The following is a 23,613-nucleotide window of genomic DNA, read 5'->3' as shown; positions in this document are numbered from 1 at the left end:
CCGGGCAGGAAAGGGCCGGGCGGTCAGTGTGCGGGGTTGGCGGGATCCCACCCGTGGTGCAGGTAGGCGGTGCTCTGGGTGCGTAGCGCGTCAGCGCAGGCGCGTAGCCGGCGGGCCATGTGCGGGGCCATGAGCTCGTCCCACTGCTGCGGCCCGGCCAGGCGCCATTCGCTGAGCTCGTCGGTCTGCAGGCTCACCCGCTGTTCGGCGTGGTCTTGGGTGATGCGGCCGCCGTCGAACAGGAAGTTCGCCAGCGCGGGCCTGCCGTCGGGTTGCGGAGGAACCCAGTCGAGGACCAGGAGCCGGCCGGGTGTCAGGTCCAGGCCGAGTTCTTCCTTGATCTCCCGGCAGGCTGCCTGCCAGGGGTATTCGCCGTGCTCCAGCCCTCCGCCGGGAATTTCCCAGGTGTCGGTGCGGTAGCTGGGCCGCACGAGCAGGATCCGGCCGTGCTCGTCGTGCAGGACGGCACCGGCACCGGTGATGCTCTTTGGCAGGCTGGCGTAGTACTCGGCAGGAGGTAGCGGGACTCGACTCATGCCGGGCGACGCTAGCCAACCGTGGGGGCCGGCGCACCCCTGCCACCCCGCGTACCCCGAACAGGTGACCGGGCAGGCCCTCACCCATCGCAGGCGTCCGCGGGGTCGCCGAGCAGGTGCAGCTCGTCGCCGTGGCGGACGTATCCGCGCGAGCAGCGCGGGCACCGCAACGTGTCGGCGAGGGTGCGCCCGCAGGTACACACCCAGCCGCATTGGCGGGCCGGGTTGCCCGCGACCAGGGCGTAGGGGAGGACGTCGCGCACGACGACCGCGCCGATCGCGACCAAAGCGTCATGCCCGACGGTGACACCCGGCGCGATCATGGCGCCCGCGCCGATGGTGGCCCGCCGGCCGACGGTGACAGGGCACTGGTCGAAGTCGGTGTGCTCCTTGCGGCGCCCGTCCGGCGTGGTGGCCCGCGGCGCGGGGTCTTCCAGCAGCGCGGCGTGAGGGCTGATCATCGCGTCATCGGCGATGTTCGCGCCGAACACGCACGCGTAGTTGCCGAGTTTGACGCGGTCGCCGAGTTGGCTGCCGGCGCCGACGTAGGCGCCTTTGCCCAGGGTGCAGTCCGCGCCGATACCCGCGCCGGCGGCGACCTGCGCCTGATGCCAGAGCCGGCTGCCAGCGCCGACGACGGCGCCGTCGTCGACAACACCCAGCTGCGTCTCAGCGGCTCCCGGCCGGGCGGGGTCCTCGTCGGCGGCCGGACCCACGGTGTCGAGGTAGGAGAGCAGGTCGTCGACGTGCCGGGCGCCGGCCAGGACATGGTCGGGGACGGTGACGCCGGTGGCCTGCTCCACGGTGTGGACCAGCACGAGGCGGTCCAGGGAGTCCAGGCCGAGATCGGCGAACGACCGGTCACCCGCGATGGGCCCGGGCTGGGGCCGAACGGCGGTGACTGCGGCCAGGAGAGCCCTCCGCAGCGTGGCGGTGTCAGCGGTGAGCATCGGGAGTGCCTTTCATCCGTCGAGGCAAGGCGAACAGGGCAGGGACGACTTCGACGACCGGGGCGGAACGCCACAGACGACGCAGCGCCGCTCCCTGCTCGCAGGCGTCGTCGAGTAGCACCCGTAGAGCGAGTTCGACGAACCCGGCGAACTGTTCGGCCGCAGCCGCCGGCAGGCTCGCGCCGCCCTGCAGCAGGTGGTCGATCAGTGCCTGCGCGGCGCCGGCGTCCAACGCGTCGCCGGCGGTTGGGGTCGGCATCGGGCGCAGGACCCGGTACGGGTGGTCGTCGAGCGCGCCGGGTGCGGTGATCTCGTCAGCGACCAGGTCAGCGATGCGCGGTGCGAGCAGGACCCCGCACCGGTAGGTTGCGGTCGCCACCAGGAGGCCCGGGTCTCGGGTCCGGCCCAGCAGCGGCAGGTGGTCCACCGTGTACGGGCGCAGTCCGACCCGGTGGCTGCGCAGCTGCGCCCCGGCGAGGCGATGGTCGAGCAGGGTGCTCGCATCAGCGGCCAACACGGCCAGTTCGTTGAGCATGACCGGGCGGGTGAAATCGGCGCTGGTGGTCAAACGGTTCGTCGCCCCCAGATACACGGTGCCGTCCGCGCGGGGGACCAGGTGCGCGCCGCACGCGAACGCCGCATTCGGGGTCCGGACCACGTACGGCACGCTGATCGCGGGCGCGTGCAGGAGCACGCTCGCGCCGCGCCCGGCCAGGATGGGCGGCACCCCGACCCGGCGCCCGGCCTGCTCCAGCAGCGACGCCGTCGCAGCGCCGGCCGCCAGCACGACGTCGCCGGCTTCGACCCGCGTGCCGTCGGCACACCGCACGACGCCGGTCGTGACCGCGGTCGCGGTGGTGTCGTGCCAGGCAGCCCGCGGGTGCCGGCGGACGACCCGGGACAGGGCCTGCATCAGGGCGCCGCTGTCGACGCGGGCCTCGGTCGGCAGCCACAACGCGCCCGCCGAGTCGACTGGGGTACGCAGGCCCGGTATCTGTCCGCCGTCATGCTCCTCCGCCGGGTGCCCCGCCGCCCGCGCCGCAGCCGCGATCGGTGCCAACTGCGCCAGCCGCCCGGCCGGCGCCAGTACCCAGGTGCCCGCCACAGTGGACACCGCCGATTCACCACTGGCGGCGAGGCGGCTCAACCAGGCCGGGTACGCCTGGTGAGCGGCGAGCCGTTCAGCGGTCTCCACCGCGACCCGCTCGGCCGGGTGGCCCGGCTCGATCTCCGAGAACGTCGACAGCATCGCCCCGGCGGCCCGAGATGCCTGCCCCGCGTGGTCCCCGCCGTACGGGCCGATGACCGCCACCGTCAACCCTCGGGCCAGCAGCTCCTGCGCGACAGCGAGCGCGACCACTCCGACGCCGACCACCGCCACGTCGTAGGTCTCAGGCATCGCCGACACCGGCCTCGGCAGCGACGAGCTGCGCGATCGCCGTCGCCTCGAACGCGACCTTGGCCTGCAGGAGGCACCGACGGGCGCTCGTGGCCGCCGACCGGGGATCGCCCAGGGCGGTACGACCGTGAGCGATGCGGCGCTGGTCGGCGATGAGCAACTGCCCGCGGCCCAGCATGACCGCCCGGGTCTCGACGCTCAGAGCCTGCGCGAAGCGACGCAGCACCGGCAGGTGCTCGTGGTTGCGGGGGTCGTCGAGCAGCTTGCCGGCCCACCGGATCCACGGCCAGCCACCACCGGCGGCGGCAGCCACCACCGGGAACCGCAGCAACGGGGCGCCCACCCCGAGCAGGCCATCCGCCCGGCCCTCGAAGACCTCGGTCCGGCGCAGCAGGGCCTGCTCCGCGTCGGTCAGATGCGCCAGCGCCTCCTGCAGGTCACCGATCAGCGAGACGCCGCCGCCGGCTGGATCCGGGCGCAGCACCAGCAGACTGGTGTAGTCGGGTACGTGGTGCACATTCGGTGCGTCGACGTGCAGCGCCTGCGCCCCGAAACCGCCGAACGACGCCTGATCATGCTCCGGCGACGACTCGCCGCCGATCCACAGCACACCGCCCTGGTCGATGGAGAAGAAGGGTCGGCCCAGCGTGGCGAGCAGCCCGGCGGCTGCCCGTTTCACATCTTCGTCAGCAAGGCGCTCCGGCAGCGCGACCACCGCCCAGCCCGGCGCGGTCGGTACGGCCCGCGCCAGTCGCCGCCGGAGCGCGTCGAGCACCGCCCGGGCATCCGGTGCCTCGAGCACCTGGCGGGCCGCGACCACGTTCGCCGCGGCCCACCGGTGCCCCTCCATCTCCAACGTGCACACCTGCGCCAACCGACGCGCCAACGTGCTGGGCACGACTACCCGTACCGGATCTGCGAACAACATGACGACCTCTTTCCCCGAGCCGCTGCCTGCCGGCCCCGCTGTGGTTGGTGCATCCATCACCGCCCATCGCCACCGCCCACCGGTAGCTGCTATGCAGGGCCCGCAACGCGTTTGCATAACCCGCACAACGCGACCCACCACCTCGCCATGACAGTCGGTTACCGTGACGAAGGTGGATGCCAACGAGCGCAGACCAGCACCGAACCACCCGATGTGGCAGTCCCCGGAACTGCGCGCTGCCGTCGCCCGCGACGACGCCGGAGCCGTCATCCGCCTCGTGCGTCAAGCCGCCGGTCTGACCCAGAGCGAACTCGGGCACCTGTGCGGATACTCCGGCTCGACGATCTCGCGCCTCGAACGCGCCCCACTGCACGACATCGACGTCCGCCGCCGACTGGCCCACGCCCTGTCGATCCCTGCGGTGATGCTCGGGCTCTCGGATGACGTCCGGCGACACGACGGTCGTGCCGCCCACACCTCGGCCGCGCGCAACCCCGAGGCCGATAGGCTCCGCCGATCGGGCAACGGCGAAGGCGGCGACTTCATGCGACGACGGACCTTCCTGGCAGGCGCAGCAGTGACCGCGGTCGCCGGCCTCACCGCCGGCTCCGAGCCGGTCCCGGCGACCAACCTCGAAGCGCTGCTGCTCACCGGCGGCTCCACAGCTCCGCCGATGGCACCCGACGCGCTCACCACCGGACTCGCTGCGGCGAGCCGCGCCTACGCCGACAGCCGCTTCGCAGAACTCACCCGCGGACTTCCCAGCCTGCTGTCCGGTCTACACGTTGCCCGCGACCAGGCGGCCGGCCGCCAGCGCGAAGCGCTCGCCGGCCACCTCGCCCGGGCGTACGTGCTCGCCTCGTCGGTCAGCACGAAGCTCGGCGACGACGCCATCGCCTGGGTACTCGCCGACCGCGCCCTGACCGCCTCCCGGGAAACCGGCAACGGGGTGGTGATGGCCGCCGCCACCCACACCGTCGCGATCGCCATGCGCCGCGAGGGCCACCACGACGGCGCCCTGCATCTGCTCACCACCACCGCCGAGGGCCTGGGCGCCGACTCCGGCGGAGCCGACGCGGCCCTCATCGCGGCGTACGGGAACCTGCTGTGCACCGCCGCGTACAGCAGCGCCCAAGCGGGCAACGCCCCGGCCGCCGCCGCATTCATCGACGAAGCCGCCGCAGCCGCCGGCCGGCTCGGCGGGACCACCGTGCCCGGCACCGTCGTGCCGCTGAGTCCGGCCACCGTCGCCATTTACAAGATCGGCGTCTACACCGCACTCGGCGATACCGGCACCGCACTGCGCAGCGCCGAAACCGTACGACCGGCAGAGTTGCCCAGCACCGAACGGTACGGCCGCTTCTGCGTGGACACCGCCCGCGCTTGGACCCACCACGGCAAACCCGACCGCGCCGTTCAGGCCCTACTTTCCGCGGAACGGCACGCCCCCGAAGAGGTCAACCGCCCCTCGGTCCGCGACCTCGTGTCATCGCTGCTGTACGCCCCGACAGCAACTCCGGCAGGGCTTCGCGATCTCGCAACCCGCGTCGGCGCCACCACCTGACGGCCAGTACCCGCCTCATACCGCACCGGCCGCCAGGCTCTGGCCGTCGAGCCAACGCTCGACGATCGTGGTGACAGAGCCGAGACATGTGAGGCTCCGGGCCTCGGCCGAACGAGCAAGCGCGATCACCACGCCGACCTCCCATCGGCCTGACAGGTATGTCGGAGGGACCACGCTCGTGCGGTACGCGCACGACCCTCGCGCACCGGCTCACGCCAGAGGAGGCCCGAGCGGCGCTCGCCACCAACGCGCGAACGGCGGCGGCGTGCCGCTGGTCGAGTGGATCGGCGGCGGTGTCGCTCACCGGTCAACGCGGGGTGACCCGCTGCACCCCCTTGACTACGACGTGGAGTCGCAGCGTCATCCGCTCCACCTACGCGATCACCTCGGTGAACGCCCGTTACCGGCGGACGATCAAAGCCCGCGGTCACTTCCTGAACGAAACGGCCGCGTTGAAATGCCTGTACCTAGTGCTCCGGTCGCTGGACCCCGCCGGAGCACACAAACCCAATGGACGACGCGCTGAAAGCCCGCGTTGATCGCCTTCGCCAACCTTAAGCGGCCCGCTTCTCAGCCGCTGACATCTATTAACCAAGATCGCCGGAAACGCCGTTACCGAGACAGGCCCACGGAGATCAGCAAATGGTCAGCGTAGACCCGTGGCGGCTCGGTGGTCGGCGATGAGACGTGCGACGAGTTCGGCGGCCACGTCGGCGGGGCGGTCGACGACACTGCTGTAGTCGATGGCTTCGTCTGGGGAGACGTGGATGTGGTCTGCCTGTCCGAGCCCGTAGGCGGCGGTGTTGCGCGGCACGTTGACTGTGCCGTAGGAGATCATGGTGGCGGGGTCGAGGCCGATGGCGGGTACGACGAGGTCACCGTGGGGCAGATCCAATGCCGTCAGTGCGTTGAGCATGCGAGTGAGCTGCTTGACCAAGTCGTCCTGGTCGAGCAACGCGCCCCATTTGGCCTCTGGGCAGCGGGGCCCACGCCGATCGTTGCCCGGAACGGGTGACCGCGAGCCCCTTCTCGTTGTCGTGACCGCTGCTCGTCGCACGGGCGACGGCGGAGTCGGCGTGCGCCTGCAGGGCTTCCAGCAGTGTGAACACACCGTTGCCTCGACCATGGTGGGGCAGCCGATCGGCGAGTGTCGACAGCTCGCTCACCTGCAGTCGCGCGTCTCCGGCAGGGAAGGCCAGGTGCACCTCGACGGCCGCCGGGCCTAGCCTGCGGTCCTGCGCGCGTTGGTCGAGGTCGCTGCGCCAAGAGACGCTGACCGGCGGTGCTGGGCTCTGCCAGCGCAGCCGCGATGGGCTGGCCGACGCGGCAGCACTGGCTGTGGGATACGGCGCAGCCTGGGCGGGTGCCACAGTGGACGCCGCCGGCGTACCCGGAAACGGCGGGGGTGTGGCGGGCTTGTTCCGCTCGCGGCGGACGCCTTCGAGGATCTGTTTCCGCGCGGCGGCTTCATCGAGTCCGTGGATGCGGATCTGCACCACCTGGCTGAGCAGCCCTTCCGGCTGGCACTCCTGCACCATGATCGGCACGAGTGCGTTCCTTGCGCCTTCAGGGTCGCTGGCGAAGACTGCTACCCACTCCGAGACTGGGAAGGGCGCCTTCAGGTAGGCCGGGGACAGCACCGCGATCATCCGAGGGCACTGCTTGAGTGCCTTGTCCATCTCGACGGCGAAGTTGCTGCCCGGCCGGAAGTCCCACTCCTGAATCGTCACGGCGAAGCCGTCCGCCTCAAGGATGTAGGCGATCCAGCTGGCCCACACCTTGTCAGCGGCGGTGTACGAGATGAAGAAGTCCTTCGCTACGACGTCCACCCGACCAGGATAGGGATAGGCGGCGACATCGCCGCGTCGGTGGCTGCCGGGCTGGCCATGCCTGCCCACCGAGTCTTCTGCTCAGGGCTGAGCCGCGCGGTGGGGACCCGGGCGGACGGCGACGAAGGCGTTGTCCGGCCGTGGGACAGGGCGGCACCGCCGTCATCGGCTCCGATGTTCTCCACCTCGATGAGTCAGCTCGGTTGGGGAAGGACTACAGGTAGCAGCGAGAGCCTGATGACGCGTTGGCGATCCCCGTCGGCGTGTAGGAGGTAGTCACGACGGCGCGTTGGCTCCTCGGGTGTAATGGCCTGAAGAAGCCTGGAGTGCTTGGCCAGGCAGGCTGCGGCGCTGTCGATCACCGCGCTGGTGTCCATTCGGTCGCGGATGAACAGCACCAACGCGACTCGCGTGTCACGCCAGATGGTGTAGCCGAGGAGTTGATCGACGGCGTCGACGAACTTGGCCGGACCATGCCAGATCTTGCACTCGCCGATGAAGGCGTCTCGGTCTCGCCACCGCAGCAGAATGTCTGTCTTGCCGCAGCCGAGGAAGGTCTCTCCGGTGGCCGCTCCCTGGTAGTTCGCGTTGAGGATGAACAGAAGGAAGTCGCGGATGGTTTCCTCATTCTCGCCAAGCAGCTTGCTGGCGGAACGGACAAGACGCTCCAGCGCGGCGGTGAAGGACATGATTGTGGCGGTGATGTCCTCCGCGATCTGCTCGGCGAGGTGCCACTCCTGAACCCCGGCGGCGACAGCAGCGTCCAGTTGCGCGACGGTGAGCCGGCGCGGCTGCAGCGGAATACGTTGTTCTGCCGACCTAGGAGCGAGCGGGATGCCCAGCGCGTCTGTCGCCGCGAGAACGGCCTGCACTCGGCGAGCACGGGCACCCACGGTGGCCATCACCTGGGCACGCATCTCAGCTCGATGCCACTCGATCTCCGCATTGGCGGCAGTTGCCGCATCACGCACCTTGGCCTGGAAATCATCGATGTACGCGCGAAGTTTCTCGGTGTCGGCCATCGCGTCAGCGATTTGCTCGTTAGTACCTTCGCCCGCCACCAGGTGCCACGTGCCCGGTTCGTCGCCCTGCACGTGACTGCCAGAAAAGACACCCCGGGATCCCAGTGCGCTGGACGCGCCCTCGACTGCCACGCATAGCTTCAACTGGACTGACTGTTCCTCGCCCTCGTTTCCACGCGTCAGCTCAGGGGTCTCGATCCACAGTCCCGCATGATCAACCACGACTGGGGAGGCGGCGCATTCCTCAACGATGGCCTCAACCAGGGCGTCTACCGGTGTCCGGGCTAGCGTCTCGTCGGGCACCTCACGGGCACGGGTGAGGGAGACTTGCAGACGCGCCGCGTAATCCGTGGCGTTGCGTCCGATCGGATCCTTCAGCGGGTGATGCGCGAGCGCCATCTGTCCTCCACCGACCATTGCCTATTAAGCCTGTGGCCTGCCGGATACGCCGGACCACGGCCCGCCACCCAGTGGAAGGCCCGCTGCGCGTCTCTCATGTCCATCGACAAGGCAGCCGCTTCTACCGTACGTGTCGTACGGGCGGTAGCGACGCCGTCATACCGGCCATCGTGGCAACCGTTTTCAGCTGCTCGGCCGGCACGCCCCTGGCGGCGAGGGCGCTGACGATCAGATCGGGATCTTCCAGCAGCCCTTCGGCGCGCAGGTCGGCCAAGACCCGCTGGGCGCCGTCGCGTCCATGCCCACGGCTATATCCGTTGTTGCCGTGGAAGAGCAGCGCGTCCAGGTACTCGACCAGCTTCGGGTCGAGAGCGGGCGCGGTCTGTCCCGTGAGCAGGTCTCGGGCGCCGAGCGCCCGGGCCCACCCGGACAGCCGCCACGGCGCCGGATGCTCAACGACGGCGAGAGCCACGCCGTCAGCCAGACGCATCGCAAGGTGAAGCGCTGTGGGAGACGGCGCGTGCGCGATCACCGCGCCCGGCCGGAAGGTGAGGCGGTTCGACCTCGGCGAGACGTGCCGACCCTTGCGGTACCGCTCGAACAGGTCATGGCCGTGGTACTCCCCGATGCGGTCAGTCACCAGCACCGCAGGCCGCTGATGAGCGACGGCGGTCGGTTCCGCCCACTCCATGGCGATTGCCGCTGCCGCCTCCAGCGTGCGGTCCGCCGTGAACGGCACCCACGCCGCACGGAATTCGGAGTTCATGGTGAGAAGGTACGGCGAAGGTACGACAGGCTGTTGCTGGTAACAACAGCCCAGGCACCACGCGATGCTGGTGGAGGCCCGCCGCCCGCACCGTCAGCGACCGTCATCCCGTCGGAACGTCTGGAGAGGTCGGTGTCGGCTGCGCGTGGGCACGCCGCGGTAGCAGCCCGCGTTGAGGCTCGCAGCGAATCGCTCCCACGACCAGGGCGCGCCTTAGATTCAAGCGGGCCTGCCTGATGGGGTTGCATGAGGTCGATCGAGTGCGGCAGGCTGGCGTGCCACGGAGAGTGATTGGTCTGTCGCCGCTCACGGACGGCCGGCCAACGGTTGGACGGGGGACCAATTGGAGTCATCTGCGCCCCCTGACAAAGGCGGTAGGAGTCGCACGGGCTTCCTGCTCTGGTCTCTCGGAGCGGTGTTCGAGCTCCCGGTGATCGCGCTAGCGGTCTCCTCCTTCCCTGACGTGGCCGCCGAAGCGGCATTCGGCGTGGCAGGCTCGCAGGCTGTGGTGATCTTCGCCGTGGTGCTTGTGCTGACGGCGGTTGCCCTGGCATGGGTCGGGGCGGCAACTGGTCTTCGTCGAGTCGTAGCGGTGCTGCTAGGGATCACCTCGGGACTCCTTGCCGTGCTGATGCTCGGCTTCGCCACGAGCGGCACGTGGGTTGTCTTCGCGGTACTTCTCGCGCACTGCGCCGTCGCGACGGCGGTCATCGGATGGCTGCTCCTGCGCGGGCCGAATCCTGTTCAGCCGTCGTGGTTAGGGCGGTGATGGCCGCGTGAGCGACGAGATCCTCGCCCGTCTGCAGCAGATCCAAGGACACGCACTGAAGATTCAGGCCGCGATGCAGTCCCAGCCTTCGCCCAGCGAGGGACGTGGCTCAGATCCGCGTGGTTGCGTCGCTGTCGTGGTTGACCCGGACGGTCTGCCTTCACGAATTGAGGCGTGGGCCGGTTGGCAGCGGCATGTTGCCGCCGAGGAGCTGGGCTCCTTGGTGCTGCGCCTCTTCCGGGAGGTGGCTGCTCAGACGATGCGGGCGTGGTCTGAGTCCTTCGACCAGGAGGCGTGGCGGTCTCGCGCTGAAGCGGCGCCCCTGTCGGCCTTCCTCGCCGCACAGGCAACCAGCATGGTCAACCTGCACGGCGAGGCGGTGGACAGCCGATCCTTCCCGGGCGGCAAGTGGCCCTCGCCCAACTCATCCACCTACAGCGACGCTAGCGTGAAGGACGGGGACGCCGACTGGTCTCTTGCCTAGAGCAACCGCTGCTGGTGTCTGCCGGTCGGCTCGCTCGCCAACCAGATCTCCACAGCAGTCGGGGCGTCGGTCGCCAACTTCATCACCTCGTCGTCGGGTCTGGTGCGTCGTCACCGCAACCACAGGCCAGGCTGGTCGAAGGCCGGAGTCCGGAAGCTGTTCGACAGGCAAATGCCGCGCAACAACCGATGACCACCGGAACGGTCCGCTTCCTAGGCGCGCCGGGAAGAGGAGTCTCGGGTAGCGATACATCGACGGCACCTCGCTATGGTGTCTGCAGCGCATTGCACTGATCCACCTGTCATCGAGGTCTTCGCGGGTACGGGAGCGTTCCTCCGCGCGGGGGACGGTCCTCCGAACGCAGGATCTCGAAGGGATGGCGAGTGACGATGCGCCGCAACGGGCACTCAGGCCCGAGACAGAACCGACGGACCAACGCCAACCGGTGGCGGGATGTCGGGGAGTCGGTAGCACTGATACTCAAGGTGCTTGCCTACTCCGTCGGCCTCGCGGTGACGCTGGCCGGCAAGGGATGCGGGCCCAACTGACCTATCGGTCAACTGGGCCCGCGAGGGAGCGGGAAGGCCCTTCGCCTCGTGGCGTCGACAACCTGAGGCAAGGGTCTTCCTTCTCCAGCGTTACTGGATGTTCGTCCAGTGACGTTGGATATCTACCGTTGAGAAGCAGACTACCGTCGTCCTTGGGGTATCAATATAGGACACGGTCTTCCACACTTTCGTCGACCGTCGTCGCCAGTGACATGATCCCACCGTGCGTGCAGGTCAACGTCCCCCTGGGCGTGCCTCAGGTATCTCGCCCACGCGGCGCTGTCGCCAATTCTCGGCCGCGTCGTGGGACAGGACAAACCCCAAGACCACTTGATCGCCTCCCTCCGTCACGACGCTGAAGCTCCAGACGGTGCCGCGGGCGCGGTACAACTGACACCGCCCGACGGCGACAAGTGTGCGTGGACCCCGCGTCGCTCTCCTCTAACCTGAACGGCCTACGGGAAGGGGAAGACGTGGGCTGGTGGGAACGAGGTCAGGCTGGGCGGGGCGGCTCCTTGAGGTCGGTCGAGGCTGATGTCGCGCTGCTCCCGCTCACGCCGCAGTTCGAGCAGGAACAGCACGGGGGTACGTCGCTCGGCTGACCGCCACTCTGCAGGTCCCGGACGTTCGCAACATCGCGCTGACGGGTCGCTACGGCGCGGGCAAGTCGAGTGTCCTGAAGGCCTTTACCGACGAGCACACGGGACGGGTTCTCAACCTCTCCCTATCGACCCTCGGGCCTCCCGAGGAGGAGAAGTCGGTCACCAATCGGATCGAGAAGGAGCTCGTCAAACAACTGTTGCACAGCCAGCCGCAGCGGGCGCTGCCCCGCTCGCACTTCCGGCGCATCGATAAACCGAACCTCCGCCGGGCCGTCGGGATCGCCACGACACAGGTCGCAGTCGTCGCGCTGATCCTGTTCCTCCTCGGGTTTTTTCCGCGTCTGGTCGGCGCCACCAAGGAGCATCCATGGCCGGTGCGGGCCGGGGCGGTCGTCCTGTTCGGACTGTTGATGGTGGCCGTGCTGACATGGATCCGACAAGCCGTCCACAACCGCGTCGTCTCTAAGGTGTCCGCCGCCGGGGCTACCGTCGAGCTGGGCGCCAAAGAGGTCAGTTACTTCGACAAGTACCTCGATGAGATCGTCTACTTCTTCGAGTCGACGAAGTTCGACGTCGTCGTTTTCGAGGACCTCGACCGGTTCGACGACCCGGGCATCTTCGAAGCGTTGCGCGAGCTCAACACCCTGCTCACACCTCGCACGTCGCGCGGGGCCGGACGATCCGGTTCGTCTACGCACTCAAGGACAGCATCTTCGAGCGACTCGGCAATGACACCGGGCAGCTGGACGACGGCGCCTCCGCCGAGTCGGTACGGGCGAACCGCACGAAGTTCTTCGACCTGGTTGTGCCGGTGGTTCCGTTCATCACCCACCGCACGTCACGTGACCTGCTCACCCAGCTGCTGGCCGACCGATCCCTCGTTCCGGTGTCACCCGACCTCGTCGACCTGGTCGGACGGCACATCAGCGACATGCGGCTGCTGAAGAACATTCGCAACGAGTACGCCGTGTTCGCCGCACGGCTGATCACCGCGAAGCGCGGTGTGCCCGAGCTTCGTGCGGACTCGGTCTTCGCGATGATGGTCTACAAGAACGTCCACCTCGGCGACTTCGAGCAGATCGCACTGGGCCGCAGCGACCTCGACACGCTCTACAAACTCAGCCGCGATCTGGTGAATCAGTCCATCGCGAGGCGACGCGCCCGCATCAGCGAGATCGCCAATTCCGCAGCGCTGGCCGAGGCGCTACGGGAAAAGTCCGAGCGTTTCGCCGAGCGTTTGAACTGGCATGTCGATGCCATCCGACGGTCCGGAAACTATCAACAATACACTCTCTCGAGCTACACAATCGGCACCGAAACCTTCGCTCCGGCTGATGCCGGGACCGACAAATTCTGGCAGATGCTCATTGCCGACGGGAACGGACCGACGGCGAACTTCTACCATTACGGCTCACAGTTGCCCGTTCGCATCCCAATCGACGACATCCGTCAGCTGTTGCGGGCTGAACTTGATCTGGACGACTGGGACCGGCGCGAACGTCAGGCGTTGGACGCTGAGCGTGAGGAGGCGGTCGCCGAAATTACGGCGTTACGGAGGGCCGACTTCGTCGACCTCGTCGCGGATCCCGCCTTCACCCTCGGCCGCGGCACAGCGGAGGTCACCTTCGAGGCCCTCCTCGGGGAGACGATCCGCTCTGAGGTCGCCCGCGACCTGATCCGCCGCGGCTTCATCGACCAGAACTTCGCCCTCTACGTGGCCCAGTACTACGGCGAGCGCGTCTCCATCCGTGCCATGAACTTCATCGTGCGGCACGTGCAGCCCAACATCCCCGACACGTACTACGCCTTCAACGGGCCGGATGACATCGCGGGCGTCCTGCGGGAGACCAAAGCAGACTTCCTCGACCTGGACAGCGCCTACAACATCGAGATCCTGGACCACCTGCTAGCAAATCAGCACCCTGGCGCCCGGACCGTCCTCAAGCGCCTGGCCGAGATCGACGGCCCGGTCGAGCAGGCCTTCCTCCAGGCCTACCTAAGTGGCGGAGCGCAGGCCGCGGAGGCCGTCCGGCGACTGTCCGCCACGTGGCCGCCGATCTTGAGCCGGATCCTGCAGGTCCCGGACCTGCAGCCGGAAAGCCGGCTCGACCTGATCGACGAGGCAGTCCCGCACGCCGATCCAGACCTCGATCGGCAGATCGAGGAGCAGGTGACGACCTATCTCCAGGACAATCACGCTCGCCTGGCCTGCCTGACCCGGCCGACCGACGAGCGGTCGACACGTAACGCGGTCGCGCTGCTGCGACAGGCTCGGGTGGTGATCGACGACCTGACCGTTCTCGGTCACGACGTAAGTGCTCTGGTCGTGGCCGACAGCCTGTACACCCTCACGCCAGGAAATCTGCGCACCGCGCTGGACAATCCGCCGAGCCTAAGCCTGGACATCGTCCAGAAGACCGACCCCACCGTCTACGACTACTGCATCGCCAATCCCGCCGCCTACCTCACCGCAGTCGAAAACGACGGGCCCACCACGGTGACGGTCGCGGATCCCAGCACCTTCGCGGACATCGTCGCGGAGACTTCCAGCTGGGAGACGGGCCTGACAGAGCGACTCTGCCGCGCCGCGGCGGCGCAGTGCCGGATCGACCGTCTCACGGACGTACCCGCGGAGGTCTGGCCCGCGCTGGCCCGCTCCCGGCGGTTCCCGGCGACGGTGAACAACACCGCCGCTTACATCGAACAGGTCGGCGGGGTCGACGCCGATCTGGCCGGGCTGCTCGTCGACGCAGGCGCGATCGCAACTCCCGAGGCAGAGGCGGATCGGCTCGCCGAGCAGAAGACACAGGTCGCCGTGACGATCCTTCGCAGCAGGGAAACGATTCCCTCCGCCGAAACCCGTGCCACTCTGGTCGCCACGCTCGCCCTGACCGAGTCTCTCGCTGCCAGCCGCGTCGAGCCTGAGAACGGCCTCCTACTCGGCGAACTGCTCCGTTACCAGATTTGCGACGACACCGCCGACCTGTTCCAGCCGTTCGCCGGCGGCGACTGGGACACCCTGCGGCACGGCATCGAGTGCTCGACGAACTTTGCCGACTTCGTCACGCCCGCCCTGCTCGACGAGGACATGACGGCCCGGTTGCTGGGTAGCGCCTCAATCAGCCCGACGGTCCGGCAGGCTGTCTTGCTCCGGCTGGACGAGTTCGTACCGACCGATCATCGCGAGGCGCTGCGAGCAGCCGGGTGGTTCGCCGTGACGGCCCAGCCACTGAACCCCACCCAACTGGAGCGCATCGCCCGAGTGACCTGCGACGCGGAGCTGGTGGTCCCGTTGGTCGATCAGCTCGGGAACGCCATCTCGACTGACCAGACCCTTTCCGTCCTCGCGTACCTCGGGCACGGGTACGCCGATCTCACCACCTCTGGCGCAACACCGACCTTCCCGAACGATTCCCATCACTTCCAGGTCCTCACGCGGCTCAAGGAGGAGGAACATCTGTCGAGAGTGACCCGGCACCGGACCAAACCCCAGATCAGCGTCACGGTCGCCTAAAAATCGGCCCCCTAGGGCACTGATCTCCAGCACCGTGGACGACAGCGGGCGGTGCCTCATTGCAGGGAGCTGGAACCGTTACCGACGCGATGAGCATGAGCAGATCCACCATTGTGGCGGCGGCCGTACGACGCATCGTCGCCGACAACCAGCACCCGTAAGGCAGAACGATTCCCCTCACCGCCCCGTCCGGAGCCAGCGGTGGTGGCCGAGGCACCCACGCCTGATGCGACACCAAACCCTCGAGGGTGCCACGCAGCGTCTCGACAACGCGGTTTTGGTCTGGCGGAGTAGCCGCCAGAATCGCTGCCATATTCGGGGATCGATCAGGCCTGCTAGCCTGAAGATGATCCGGCCGCGGAGGGCTGGAAGTAGCGCAGGCCACCCCCGGACCTGGCAAGCGCTCCGACCAAGGGTGTGCTACGCCCGCTCCGCCAGCAAGCCAACTCCGTCATAGACCGAACTTGTGTGACAACCGCTGGCCGGGCAGCGCGGAGGGTCACGCATGCCTCACACAGCTCACACCGCCCATGCCCGTCTCCGGGCGGCGTACACCGGCGAGCACATCACCGCAGCCCGGCAGGGCGTCGGACACATCGGCGACCTCGGCTTGGACCGTTGCACCGTCCCCCAACAACGACTACGCACCCTTCTCGCGACCTACTTGTTCGGCGGGGCGGTCGCCGGGACCTCGATCGTCAGCCGCCTGACCCACTACTCGCTCACGATGTCTCCCCGCATCGACGACCTCGTCGTGGTGACCGACTGCCCCACCAACGTCCTCGGATACCTCGTCCCCAGCGGTGAAGAAACAGGGGCCGCAGGGCTGCCAGGGCTGAGACTGAACCAGGCCGACGGCAACGAGACCTACCGGCTGGTGCACCTGCCCACCGGCGCGCGCATGACCGTCACCGACCAGCATCGAGGAGTGTTCGACGACGCCCGCTTCGGGGTCTACTCCCGCGACACTGGCGATGGCTACCGATGGTGGACGCCAGACGTGCCCCTCCACGCCACAGAACAGCACATGCTGCGGTTCAACCCTGTCCCCAGCAAAGGGGTCGCCGCGATTCTGCGGGCACTGGCCATGCGCCTCGACGCCCGCGACATCGCTGGACGCTGGGCCATCGGCCACTGGTTCTCCGACCCACTGCAGCGGCCGAAACCCACCAACTTTCACTACTTCCGACAACGCCGCCTCGTCGGAGCCGGCCGACGGTGGCTCCTGCAATGGGACAGCTACCCGTACCCCCAAGACCTCGTCAGCATGCTGCTCGACGAGACCATCGGCCTGCCGGGCATGACCGCCACGGAAGCGGGCAAGGCCTACGACCTTCACCTCAATGGCCACATACTGCGGATTCAATCCAGCTTGGACCGATAGCTCACCACAACGGGCGGAGCAACTCACGAACAGCGGTCCGACTGGACAGGGACCATCTAGCTGATCGGTGTTGCTCCGCCCTGGGTTTTGACCCGGGATTGCTCTCGGCGGCGGGGGAGTAGTTCGGCGGCGGCTTCTGCTTTGGCGCGTTCGACGTTGAGTTCGGCGATGACCGAGGTGTAGACGTCGGTCATGGCGGCCGAGGAGTGGCCGAGGAGTTCCTGGATGTCCTTGAGGTCGGCGCCGACGGCTTTGAGGTAGGTGGCGGCGCAGTGCCGCAGGTCGTGCAGTCGGATCGGGGGTAGGTCGGCGTCGCGGACGAGGGCTTCGAAGCGGTCGGTGACGGCGTTGGGGTGCCAGGGCCCTCCGTCGGGTTGGACGAAGAACAGTCCGGTGTCGGGCCAGGTGTGGCCGGCGGCGAGTTTCCACTGGGCGCGGCGGGCGTGGTGGGCGCGCAGGACGACGCGGGTGATGCTGGCCATGGCCATGATTCGGTTGCCGGACTCGGACTTGACCTTCTTGATCACGGGTGTGTAGCCGTGGGTGGCCATCTGTTGGGTGACGCTGATCAGGGAGTTGTCGAGGTCGACGGCGGTGTCGGTGAGTCCGACGGCCTCGCCGCGGCGCAGTCCGCGGTGCAGGATGAGCGCGAATAGTGGGTAGAGGGCGATGTCGTGCTCTTCGGCGTGGTCGAGGAACGCGCCGGCCTGCTGCGGGGTCCAGACCATGACCGGGCTGGGCCGCTCGCCGGTGTCGCGCCACCGTTGTACGGCTTTGGTGGTCCATACCCGGGCTTTGGGACGTACGCCGGAGGGCAGCTCGATGTGGGCGGCGGGGTTGAAGTCGATGAGCCGGTTGTTGCCGCGGCGGATGGCGTCGTTGAGTGCCTTGCGCAGGGTGGCGCGGATGCGGTGCATGCTGGCCGGTTTGGTGGTGCGCAGGCCGCGGACGCTGGCGCGGATGGTGGGGTCGTCGCTCTGGCGGGCGATCTCGATGGCGGTGCTGCCCTCGGCGATGGCGGCGAACATGGCTTCGACGTGCTCCACCCGTAGTTTCACCAGGGCGATGGTGCCGAGGTGTGGGACCAGGTGGACGCGGATGTGCGACTCGTAGGCCAGCAGGGTGTTGGGTTGGACGCTGCTGAGGCTGCGGCGGGATGCCAGCCACGACTGCAGGTATTCACCGACGGTGGTCGTGACGGTGGCGGGCAGTCCGGCGCGGACCCGTCGGGCGATGGTGTCGCGGTCCGGCAGTGATGCGCCGGCGGTAACGGCGAGGAGCATGTCGGCGATCTCGGCGGCGACGGCCGGGTCGTCACTGGCGAGGGCGAGCAGGGCTTTGGCATGGTCGCGCTCGCCGGCGGCGGCGCCGCGGGTGTCGAAAGTGCTGCGGCGCAGTTGACGGCGCGCCTGGCCGGGGTGGGTCGGCAGTTCGAGTTGGTAGGCCCACCGGCCGTGGTTGGGGTTCCACACTCCGTTTGCCCGGCGAAGCTGTGGGCAGTGGTTGCCGAGTTTGCGGCCTTCGCCGTCCCGGCAGGAACAGCGTTTGAACTCGGACCCTTTCGGCCGCCTCAGGTGCCTCTCTCCGGTTGAGCGTGCGGCAGTAGGTGCCTGCGGGTTCGGTCGAGGGCGATCGGGGATTGCCTCTTCGCCTGCGACTTGGTCCTGTTCCGGCGCTGGTGCCAGCGAATCGCCCTGGTGGTTGGACGTTACCTGCAGGGCGTGAAAGATGGCCGCAACCGGCACCCGGTAGTGGCTGCCGAATCGGAGCACCGGGACCGGAAACTGGTCGCGCTTGGCCAGGTCATACGCGACTGAACGCGAGAACCTCATGATTCGCGCGGTCGTCGCTAGATCGGTCACCATGCCCAAGGCCGCGATCCGCTCGCCAGTCCATAGGTCGTCTGCGACATCGCCGTCAGCCCCGGTCGGCGATGCCGGGCCGGAGCCATGTTCGAAAGTCTTCATCGCAGAGTGGTCCATTCAGCAGCTAGGAAGAACGACGTCCGGTCTGGATGGGACGAGGTCAAGATGCGGGGCCGCTCCCTAGCCATGTGCTGGGACCTGCCTGCGAGACCGGCCGCTCGGCAGCTGCAGCAATGCCAACTTGCTCCTTAGTCGATACTCCGAATCATCTAATGAAATTGTGTGAAGGATTTCCGCGGCAGGGCGCGCACCGCTCCTGTGCCAGCCAGGCAAGCGGCTACCTGTCGGATGTAGTGATCACGAGCATGGGCGAAAAGGATCAGAACAGCGTCTCGTTGATCACCGCGCCGAGGTGTCTTCGACGGGGTATGGGCCTCCCGCAAATTTTAAGCCTAAGACGAGCCGTTCGAGCCTGAAGTGGGCATTGTTGTGGGTTTCGGTCTATGACCGTTCAGTCGCTCGGTCAGAATGTCAAATGACGTGGCCTGCTCGTAGGCGTCGCCGTCGCGCAACCGTTCACCGAGGAGATCCTCCAGCCGCTGCGCGGTGGCGTTCTGTTCGGCGATGAGGTCTCGAACGACAGCAGCGAGGCTTTCGTTGGTCATCTTGGCCGCGCCGCCGGCGACGGGGTTGTCGACGAGTTTCTCGAGGATGGTCAGCCACTGCCGGCTCATCCGATCTACGTATTGTGCGCGTTTCGCGTCCACGTCGTACTCGCAGTCGAGCTTGATCAACTGCTCCCAATACGGCTTGACTGCCTTCTTCACGCCCTCATCGAGTTCTACCCACACGTACGGCTGGCAGGCCACCCGCACTCCGTTGCGCTCGTACCGCCACGCCCCGCTGTCGGCGATGGCCCGCTGCAGCTCTACTTCAAGTTCTCTTGCGCGGTGCGCGACGACGTTGCGGGCTCGGGCGGCGGCGAGACGTGTCAGGGCTCGAACGGCGTAGGGCATGAAGTACTGGGCAGAGCCGCTGAGGAACTCCCTTGGTATCCCTTCGGATGACCATACGAATGTGGCGTGGACGCGAAACATGAAGACATAACCGCGCGCCGGCACGATGATCGGCGCCGGTGCGTCCCGGCGTTCGGTCAACCGGCCTGGCGGCGGTGGTGGCGGGGGCGGCGGGGGCATGGGGACAGGCTCGGGCCCGCGCAGCGCCGCCACGAGACGGTGCCATAGCGTCAGTAGCCAGGATCGGAACCGGCGCCAGGCGGCGGGTGAACTGGCCGTGTTGGTGGTGTCGGTCATGTCGTCACTTCCTCATCGCGGCGTCGAGCCATTCCGGTAGCCCGTCCTCGAACTGCGAATGCCGGGCGAGGTGGAACCTCATCCGGCGACCCATGCTTGGTAAGGCGGTGAGGTCGGTGACCAACGCTGCGGTCGCCTTACGCAGGGCTTCGTCGGAGTCAGCCTTGGTCAGCCATTGCTCGAAGGTGCTCCATGCCCTCCGCGACGCACCGGCTGTCAACAGCGCCACCTGCCAGAGGCGTACGAGATCGTGACTGTCGACCTCCTGCGCTGCGGCTCTGACCAGGAGTTCGGGAACGCCGCTCGGGGAGGTGTCGGCCGGTATCGCGGCCAGACTGAGCAAGGCGCCGGCGGCGTGCAGTTGTAGCTGTCGGTCGTCCGACCACTCCGCGAGTTCGAAGATGATCTGATCCGCCCTGTGCGGGGCGTAGAGCTGGTACACGCCCTCGGCGACCATGTACGTGTGCTGCTGCATCGGATCTTGGGCGATGCGGCGTAGGTCGGCGAGGCTCCAACTGAGATCCGGTTGTTGCAGCCCACTGGCGTACACGCGGGCGGCTGCGTCTCGCTGCAAGTTGCGATGCCCACTGGCCCAGTCTCGGACCTGCCCACGGACGAGATGACCCACCTGTCCGCCCATGTCAGCCGCGACCATCGCCCAGGCCGCTGCCTGCCGAAGCCGACTTTTGGGTGAGGCCGCCCAGCCGTCAATGAGGTCGGCGCAGACCCGCGCGAAATCATGGTGAGCGAGCAGGCCAGCCGCCTCAGCCGCCGCTCGCTGCATCGGCTCGTCATCCTCCGAGACCAGCCTGTCCAGCCACTTGAGCAGGGCTGGCCGAGTGCTGTCGAACTCATGCCACGCCTCATCGATGATGACGCCGCGCATGCCGCCGTCATGCAGCCAGGCCGAACGTGACGACCCGCCCCGTAACCGGGTGGCTTCTCGGCCCTCCTGCCAGTCCACCGCGAGCGGTCCGAGCAGCTCCGACACTGGGTGCTGCAACGCCAGCCGGCCCCAGTCCACCCGCTTGGCCTGCCCGTCGATCTCCTCGAGCAGGATGCCGGCCGCCTCGAAGGCGTAATGCAGGGACTGCCAGGCGAAAACGGCGTACGCAATCCGGAAGGCCCTTTCGTGCTGGTCAGCCCGTCGGGGCCGTCGGCTAGCGCCGCCGGCATCCGAACGCAGGATTTCCGCCGCACGAGCCCTGCGCCGCGGTTGCGAGCTACGGAGGATCTCGGCCAGTGCGCCGCCGTCGGCCGGATGGCCCTGCCCGACGGCTTCGGCGATTGGCACCACCTCGCGAGGTCCATAGGTGCTGTGCAGGGCATCGACGAGGTCGCTGTGGTGGAGATACCCGCGGATAAGTTCGGCGCTTTCCTCGTCGCTGAGCCTCAGTCGGTCGCGCAGGTGATGACCAAGATGAGCGCGAAAGACGGCCAGCGGTGCTGGGCTCCTGTGCTGCACCTCGGCGCTGTGCCGAACACCCGCACGCGAGTCGTCATGCCTGATCAGCAACAGGCTCGCGGACCGTCGTTGAAAGAGATCTGCTAGCAGGCGCATTACCTGGCTGTGGCTGTTGCCGGGCAGCCGGAGCACGTAACCGTGATCCTCCTCGATGCTGTCGCCCGCTCGGCGGAGTACTTCCGGCGCAACATCCCCCGGCAGCAGGATCTCATGTACTCGATCCGGGCTATGGCGGCAAGCCAGCGCCACGCAGGCGGTACTGAACCGCCCGGTGTGCGGCCTACCTGCCAGGCACGCCGTGGATCGCTGGCCGAGCTTCTCCCCGAGTTCCTCATCTGCGCCCGTCGCCGCGTACACCGCGAGCAGATCGGGTACTCCCGGCAGATCCCTGATGATGGGTTTCGTTGACGGTTGACCCGTGATAGTCACGACGTGAATCGTGTTGTTGTTGCCGACAGCGTTCACACCGCGGGCGTCGATCCCCGAGTAGACGGCTGAGAATTGGGTGCCGTACAGCTCGGCACCCACTCGTGGGTCCATCCGTAAGGAATCCGGGACAATCTCCTCCTGCTCCTCCCGCGACTCGGCTGTCGAGTCCGAAGCAGTCTCCTCTTCACGGCGAACCGGCTCATCTATCCGCGGCTCCGGCAGGGCTGCGTCGCCGGACGCCGCCTCTCCGGAGGCCGTACTGGGCGGCGACGGGTCTTCGTCAGGGGTGGTGTCGCTCATCGAGGCGAACCCCACGAGTCGAGGTCTTCTGGGCGGCCCGAGACGGAGATCGAATTGCCGTTGCCGATCGCGCCAATTCCCCGCGACCGGATGTCCTGGAACACCTGCCCACCACTGGCCGGCTGTGGGCGAGACCGGTCGCCACGGCGTTCGACGCTCTCACCGCCGCTCCCGTCGTGTGGTTGGTCAGAGGCGGAAACGGGAGGACCAGGAGGCTCGTAGGTGGTGGAAATACTCTCGCCCGGAACGTAGATCCAGGCGGTGGCCTCGAAGTGCTTCTCAGGTAGTCGTGCCGTCACCTGCTGGAAGTGCTCAGGCCGAAGATCCTGGTACTGGCGGACGATGTCGTGGTAGAGCCGGTCCGACACAATCAGCGCGACCGCAGCCCCCGGGAACTGCCGTAACGCGGCCTTGAGCTGGGGCGAGTCCACCAGTCGGCAGACTGTCACGACGGCGTCGCCTGGGTAGCCGTTCGCCCCGTCGAGATGAACCGGCCCTTCGTGAACACCGACGCGCAAACGGATACGTGCCTCAAGCCTGAGCCCACGGTTGTGTTCGCGCAACAACCGATCGAGGACCGGCGTAAGCCGCGTCACAACCGCCCGCTCGCTGGCACCTGGCGGGAGGATAGCTAGCTCACCATCGCCTCCCTGTTGGATCAACCAGTTGGCGCGGTCGAAGCCCAACTCGTCGCACGCCGTCGCCATGACCTCCCGAAAGGCCAGCTGCGCTCGATGCTGTAGGACGTTGTCTCGGCCGCTGTAGGACTCCATGTCCACAGCGACCAACACACGCCGGTCTGGGTCCGTGACGTAAGCCATGTGCTTTCCATCCCTCACTGGCTCGACAAGTCGTTCGAGACTCATCTCTACAGGCCGGCGGAGCTGGAAATCCCATACAAATACAGGAACAAGGTCCACTGTCGAGTCAGCGACAAGCGATACTTCGATCCCATGGCTCTCGCCAATATGGCCTTGACTCGAAGCATGGGAAGAAGCCGGAGAGCAAGCAGCGGCGAGGACACGTGGCGGGATCTTCATGTCGGCCTAGTCACGGCGGCATCACTGCAAGCCTCGATCAGACATGCGGACGCGAAAGCCTTGGCGCTGCTGACGGCCGAAGGAGGCATGGCCGCGACGGTCGTGGATCAAGCCTTGCCAGTCTCGCCGGATGGCAGCACAAGCGTTGCCGCCCTTACCGTGCTCCTTGCGGCCACCATGGTGATAGCCATGACGGCGGCCACCTGCCAGCTCGCGCTGTCGCTTCGGCCCCGTCTGCCCAGCGCTGGTGGTACGAACCGGTTCGGTTTCCCGGATCTCGTCGCGGTTGGCCAGCGGCCATCGATTGCCACAGCCACCCGGCACAGGAACGAAGCCTGGGATTTCGTGGTGGTACTCGCCCGGATCGCGATGGCGAAGCATCTATGCATTCGACGGTGTATGCCCTGGTTTCTCACGTCGCTGGGCTCCGCTGTCAGCTTGGTGGTCCTCAGAGCCTTTGCGGGTTCGATCACTTGACTGCTACTGCGGGGTGTAGCGACATCGACG

The 23,613-nt window shown here is 67.6% G+C and carries 19 protein-coding genes and 2 pseudogenes; 8 read left to right on the top strand and 13 right to left on the bottom strand.

The window, feature by feature from the left end; genetic code table 11:
• Positions 1–23: 23 nt before the first annotated feature.
• The 4 genes from AB0K35_RS09215 to AB0K35_RS09200 form a co-directional block, all read right to left on the bottom strand.
• Entirely contained in the window at positions 24–536 is a 513-nt protein-coding gene (locus tag AB0K35_RS09215; RefSeq protein WP_363884628.1) for an NUDIX hydrolase, read from the bottom strand.
• Between the two features lie 80 nt (positions 537–616).
• Complete coding sequence (locus AB0K35_RS09210) at positions 617–1,486, bottom strand: phosphopantetheine-binding protein (protein WP_363884626.1); 870 nt, start codon at positions 1,484–1,486, stop codon at positions 617–619.
• A complete protein-coding gene (locus tag AB0K35_RS09205; RefSeq protein WP_363884624.1) occupies positions 1,473–2,885 on the bottom strand; it encodes an FAD-dependent oxidoreductase in 1,413 nt (470 codons plus the stop codon). The genes AB0K35_RS09210 and AB0K35_RS09205 overlap by 14 nt, the downstream gene beginning before the upstream one ends.
• On the bottom strand, positions 2,878–3,813 hold the full coding sequence (locus tag AB0K35_RS09200) for a TauD/TfdA family dioxygenase (protein ID WP_363884622.1): 936 nt from the start codon (positions 3,811–3,813) through the stop codon (positions 2,878–2,880). Before AB0K35_RS09200 ends, AB0K35_RS09205 begins: the two co-directional genes overlap by 8 nt.
• Positions 3,814–3,976: 163 nt before the next feature.
• Between AB0K35_RS09200 and AB0K35_RS09195 the strand changes: the two genes are divergently transcribed.
• Together AB0K35_RS09195 and AB0K35_RS09190 are read left to right on the top strand one after the other, a co-directional pair.
• On the top strand, positions 3,977–5,377 hold the full coding sequence (locus AB0K35_RS09195) for a helix-turn-helix transcriptional regulator (RefSeq protein ID WP_363884620.1): 1,401 nt from the start codon (positions 3,977–3,979) through the stop codon (positions 5,375–5,377).
• Between the two features lie 353 nt (positions 5,378–5,730).
• A pseudogene (locus AB0K35_RS09190) lies at positions 5,731–5,900 on the top strand (transposase); the annotation flags it as partial.
• 123 nt (positions 5,901–6,023) lie between these two features.
• Here AB0K35_RS09190 and AB0K35_RS09185 read toward each other — a convergent pair.
• The 4 genes from AB0K35_RS09185 to AB0K35_RS09170 form a co-directional block, all read right to left on the bottom strand.
• The gene (locus AB0K35_RS09185; protein ID WP_363884618.1) at positions 6,024–6,293 is read right to left on the bottom strand and encodes a hypothetical protein; all 270 of its coding nucleotides are present in this window, start codon (positions 6,291–6,293) and stop codon (positions 6,024–6,026) included.
• Positions 6,253–7,206 (bottom strand): toll/interleukin-1 receptor domain-containing protein, encoded by a 954-nt coding sequence (locus tag AB0K35_RS09180; protein WP_363884616.1) that lies wholly within the window; start codon positions 7,204–7,206, stop codon positions 6,253–6,255. The genes AB0K35_RS09185 and AB0K35_RS09180 overlap by 41 nt, the downstream gene beginning before the upstream one ends.
• Positions 7,207–7,400: 194 nt before the next feature.
• A complete protein-coding gene (locus AB0K35_RS09175; protein WP_363884614.1) occupies positions 7,401–8,627 on the bottom strand; it encodes a hypothetical protein in 1,227 nt (408 codons plus the stop codon).
• Positions 8,628–8,748: 121 nt separating this feature from the next.
• Complete coding sequence (locus tag AB0K35_RS09170; protein WP_363884612.1) at positions 8,749–9,393, bottom strand: hypothetical protein; 645 nt, start codon at positions 9,391–9,393, stop codon at positions 8,749–8,751.
• Positions 9,394–9,808: 415 nt separating this feature from the next.
• Between AB0K35_RS09170 and AB0K35_RS09165 the strand changes: the two genes are divergently transcribed.
• Both AB0K35_RS09165 and AB0K35_RS09160 read left to right on the top strand, forming a co-directional pair.
• Complete coding sequence (locus AB0K35_RS09165; protein ID WP_363884610.1) at positions 9,809–10,162, top strand: hypothetical protein; 354 nt, start codon at positions 9,809–9,811, stop codon at positions 10,160–10,162.
• Between the two features lie 7 nt (positions 10,163–10,169).
• Positions 10,170–10,646, top strand: a complete 477-nt coding sequence (locus AB0K35_RS09160) for a hypothetical protein (protein WP_363885284.1) — start codon at positions 10,170–10,172, stop codon at positions 10,644–10,646.
• Between the two features lie 1,003 nt (positions 10,647–11,649).
• Here AB0K35_RS09160 and AB0K35_RS09155 read toward each other — a convergent pair.
• Entirely contained in the window at positions 11,650–11,775 is a 126-nt protein-coding gene (locus tag AB0K35_RS09155; RefSeq protein WP_363884608.1) for a hypothetical protein, read from the bottom strand.
• 17 nt (positions 11,776–11,792) lie between these two features.
• Here AB0K35_RS09155 and AB0K35_RS09150 point away from each other — a divergent pair.
• From AB0K35_RS09150 to AB0K35_RS09140, 3 genes and pseudogenes are all read left to right on the top strand, one after another.
• Positions 11,793–12,389 (top strand): annotated as a pseudogene (locus AB0K35_RS09150) (hypothetical protein); the annotation flags it as partial.
• 86 nt (positions 12,390–12,475) lie between these two features.
• Positions 12,476–15,310, top strand: coding sequence for a hypothetical protein (locus AB0K35_RS09145; RefSeq protein ID WP_363885251.1), 2,835 nt, complete (start codon positions 12,476–12,478; stop codon positions 15,308–15,310).
• A gap of 505 nt (positions 15,311–15,815) precedes the next feature.
• Positions 15,816–16,694 (top strand): hypothetical protein, encoded by an 879-nt coding sequence (locus AB0K35_RS09140; protein WP_363884606.1) that lies wholly within the window; start codon positions 15,816–15,818, stop codon positions 16,692–16,694.
• Between the two features lie 56 nt (positions 16,695–16,750).
• Here the strand turns inward: AB0K35_RS09140 and AB0K35_RS09135 are convergent, their stop codons facing one another.
• From AB0K35_RS09135 to AB0K35_RS09120, 4 genes are all read right to left on the bottom strand, one after another.
• Complete coding sequence (locus tag AB0K35_RS09135) at positions 16,751–18,166, bottom strand: tyrosine-type recombinase/integrase (protein ID WP_363884604.1); 1,416 nt, start codon at positions 18,164–18,166, stop codon at positions 16,751–16,753.
• Positions 18,167–19,011: 845 nt separating this feature from the next.
• Positions 19,012–19,872: a hypothetical protein gene (locus AB0K35_RS09130; protein ID WP_363884602.1), complete on the bottom strand. Its 861-nt coding sequence runs from the start codon at positions 19,870–19,872 to the stop codon at positions 19,012–19,014.
• 4 nt (positions 19,873–19,876) lie between these two features.
• Entirely contained in the window at positions 19,877–22,066 is a 2,190-nt protein-coding gene (locus tag AB0K35_RS09125; RefSeq protein WP_363884600.1) for a hypothetical protein, read from the bottom strand.
• A complete protein-coding gene (locus AB0K35_RS09120) occupies positions 22,063–22,887 on the bottom strand; it encodes a hypothetical protein (RefSeq protein WP_363884598.1) in 825 nt (274 codons plus the stop codon). The genes AB0K35_RS09125 and AB0K35_RS09120 overlap by 4 nt, the downstream gene beginning before the upstream one ends.
• Between AB0K35_RS09120 and AB0K35_RS09115 the strand changes: the two genes are divergently transcribed.
• Positions 22,888–23,583, top strand: coding sequence for a hypothetical protein (locus AB0K35_RS09115; protein ID WP_363884596.1), 696 nt, complete (start codon positions 22,888–22,890; stop codon positions 23,581–23,583). It begins immediately after the preceding gene.
• Positions 23,584–23,613: the final 30 nt, after the last annotated feature.

The sequence above is a fragment of the Micromonospora sp. NPDC053740 genome (genome assembly GCF_040677775.1).
In the GTDB taxonomy this organism is placed as follows: Bacteria; Actinomycetota; Actinomycetes; order Mycobacteriales; family Micromonosporaceae; genus Micromonospora; species Micromonospora alfalfae.
Note: the sequence above shows the minus strand (reverse complement) of the source record. Positions and strands in the feature narration are given on the sequence as shown.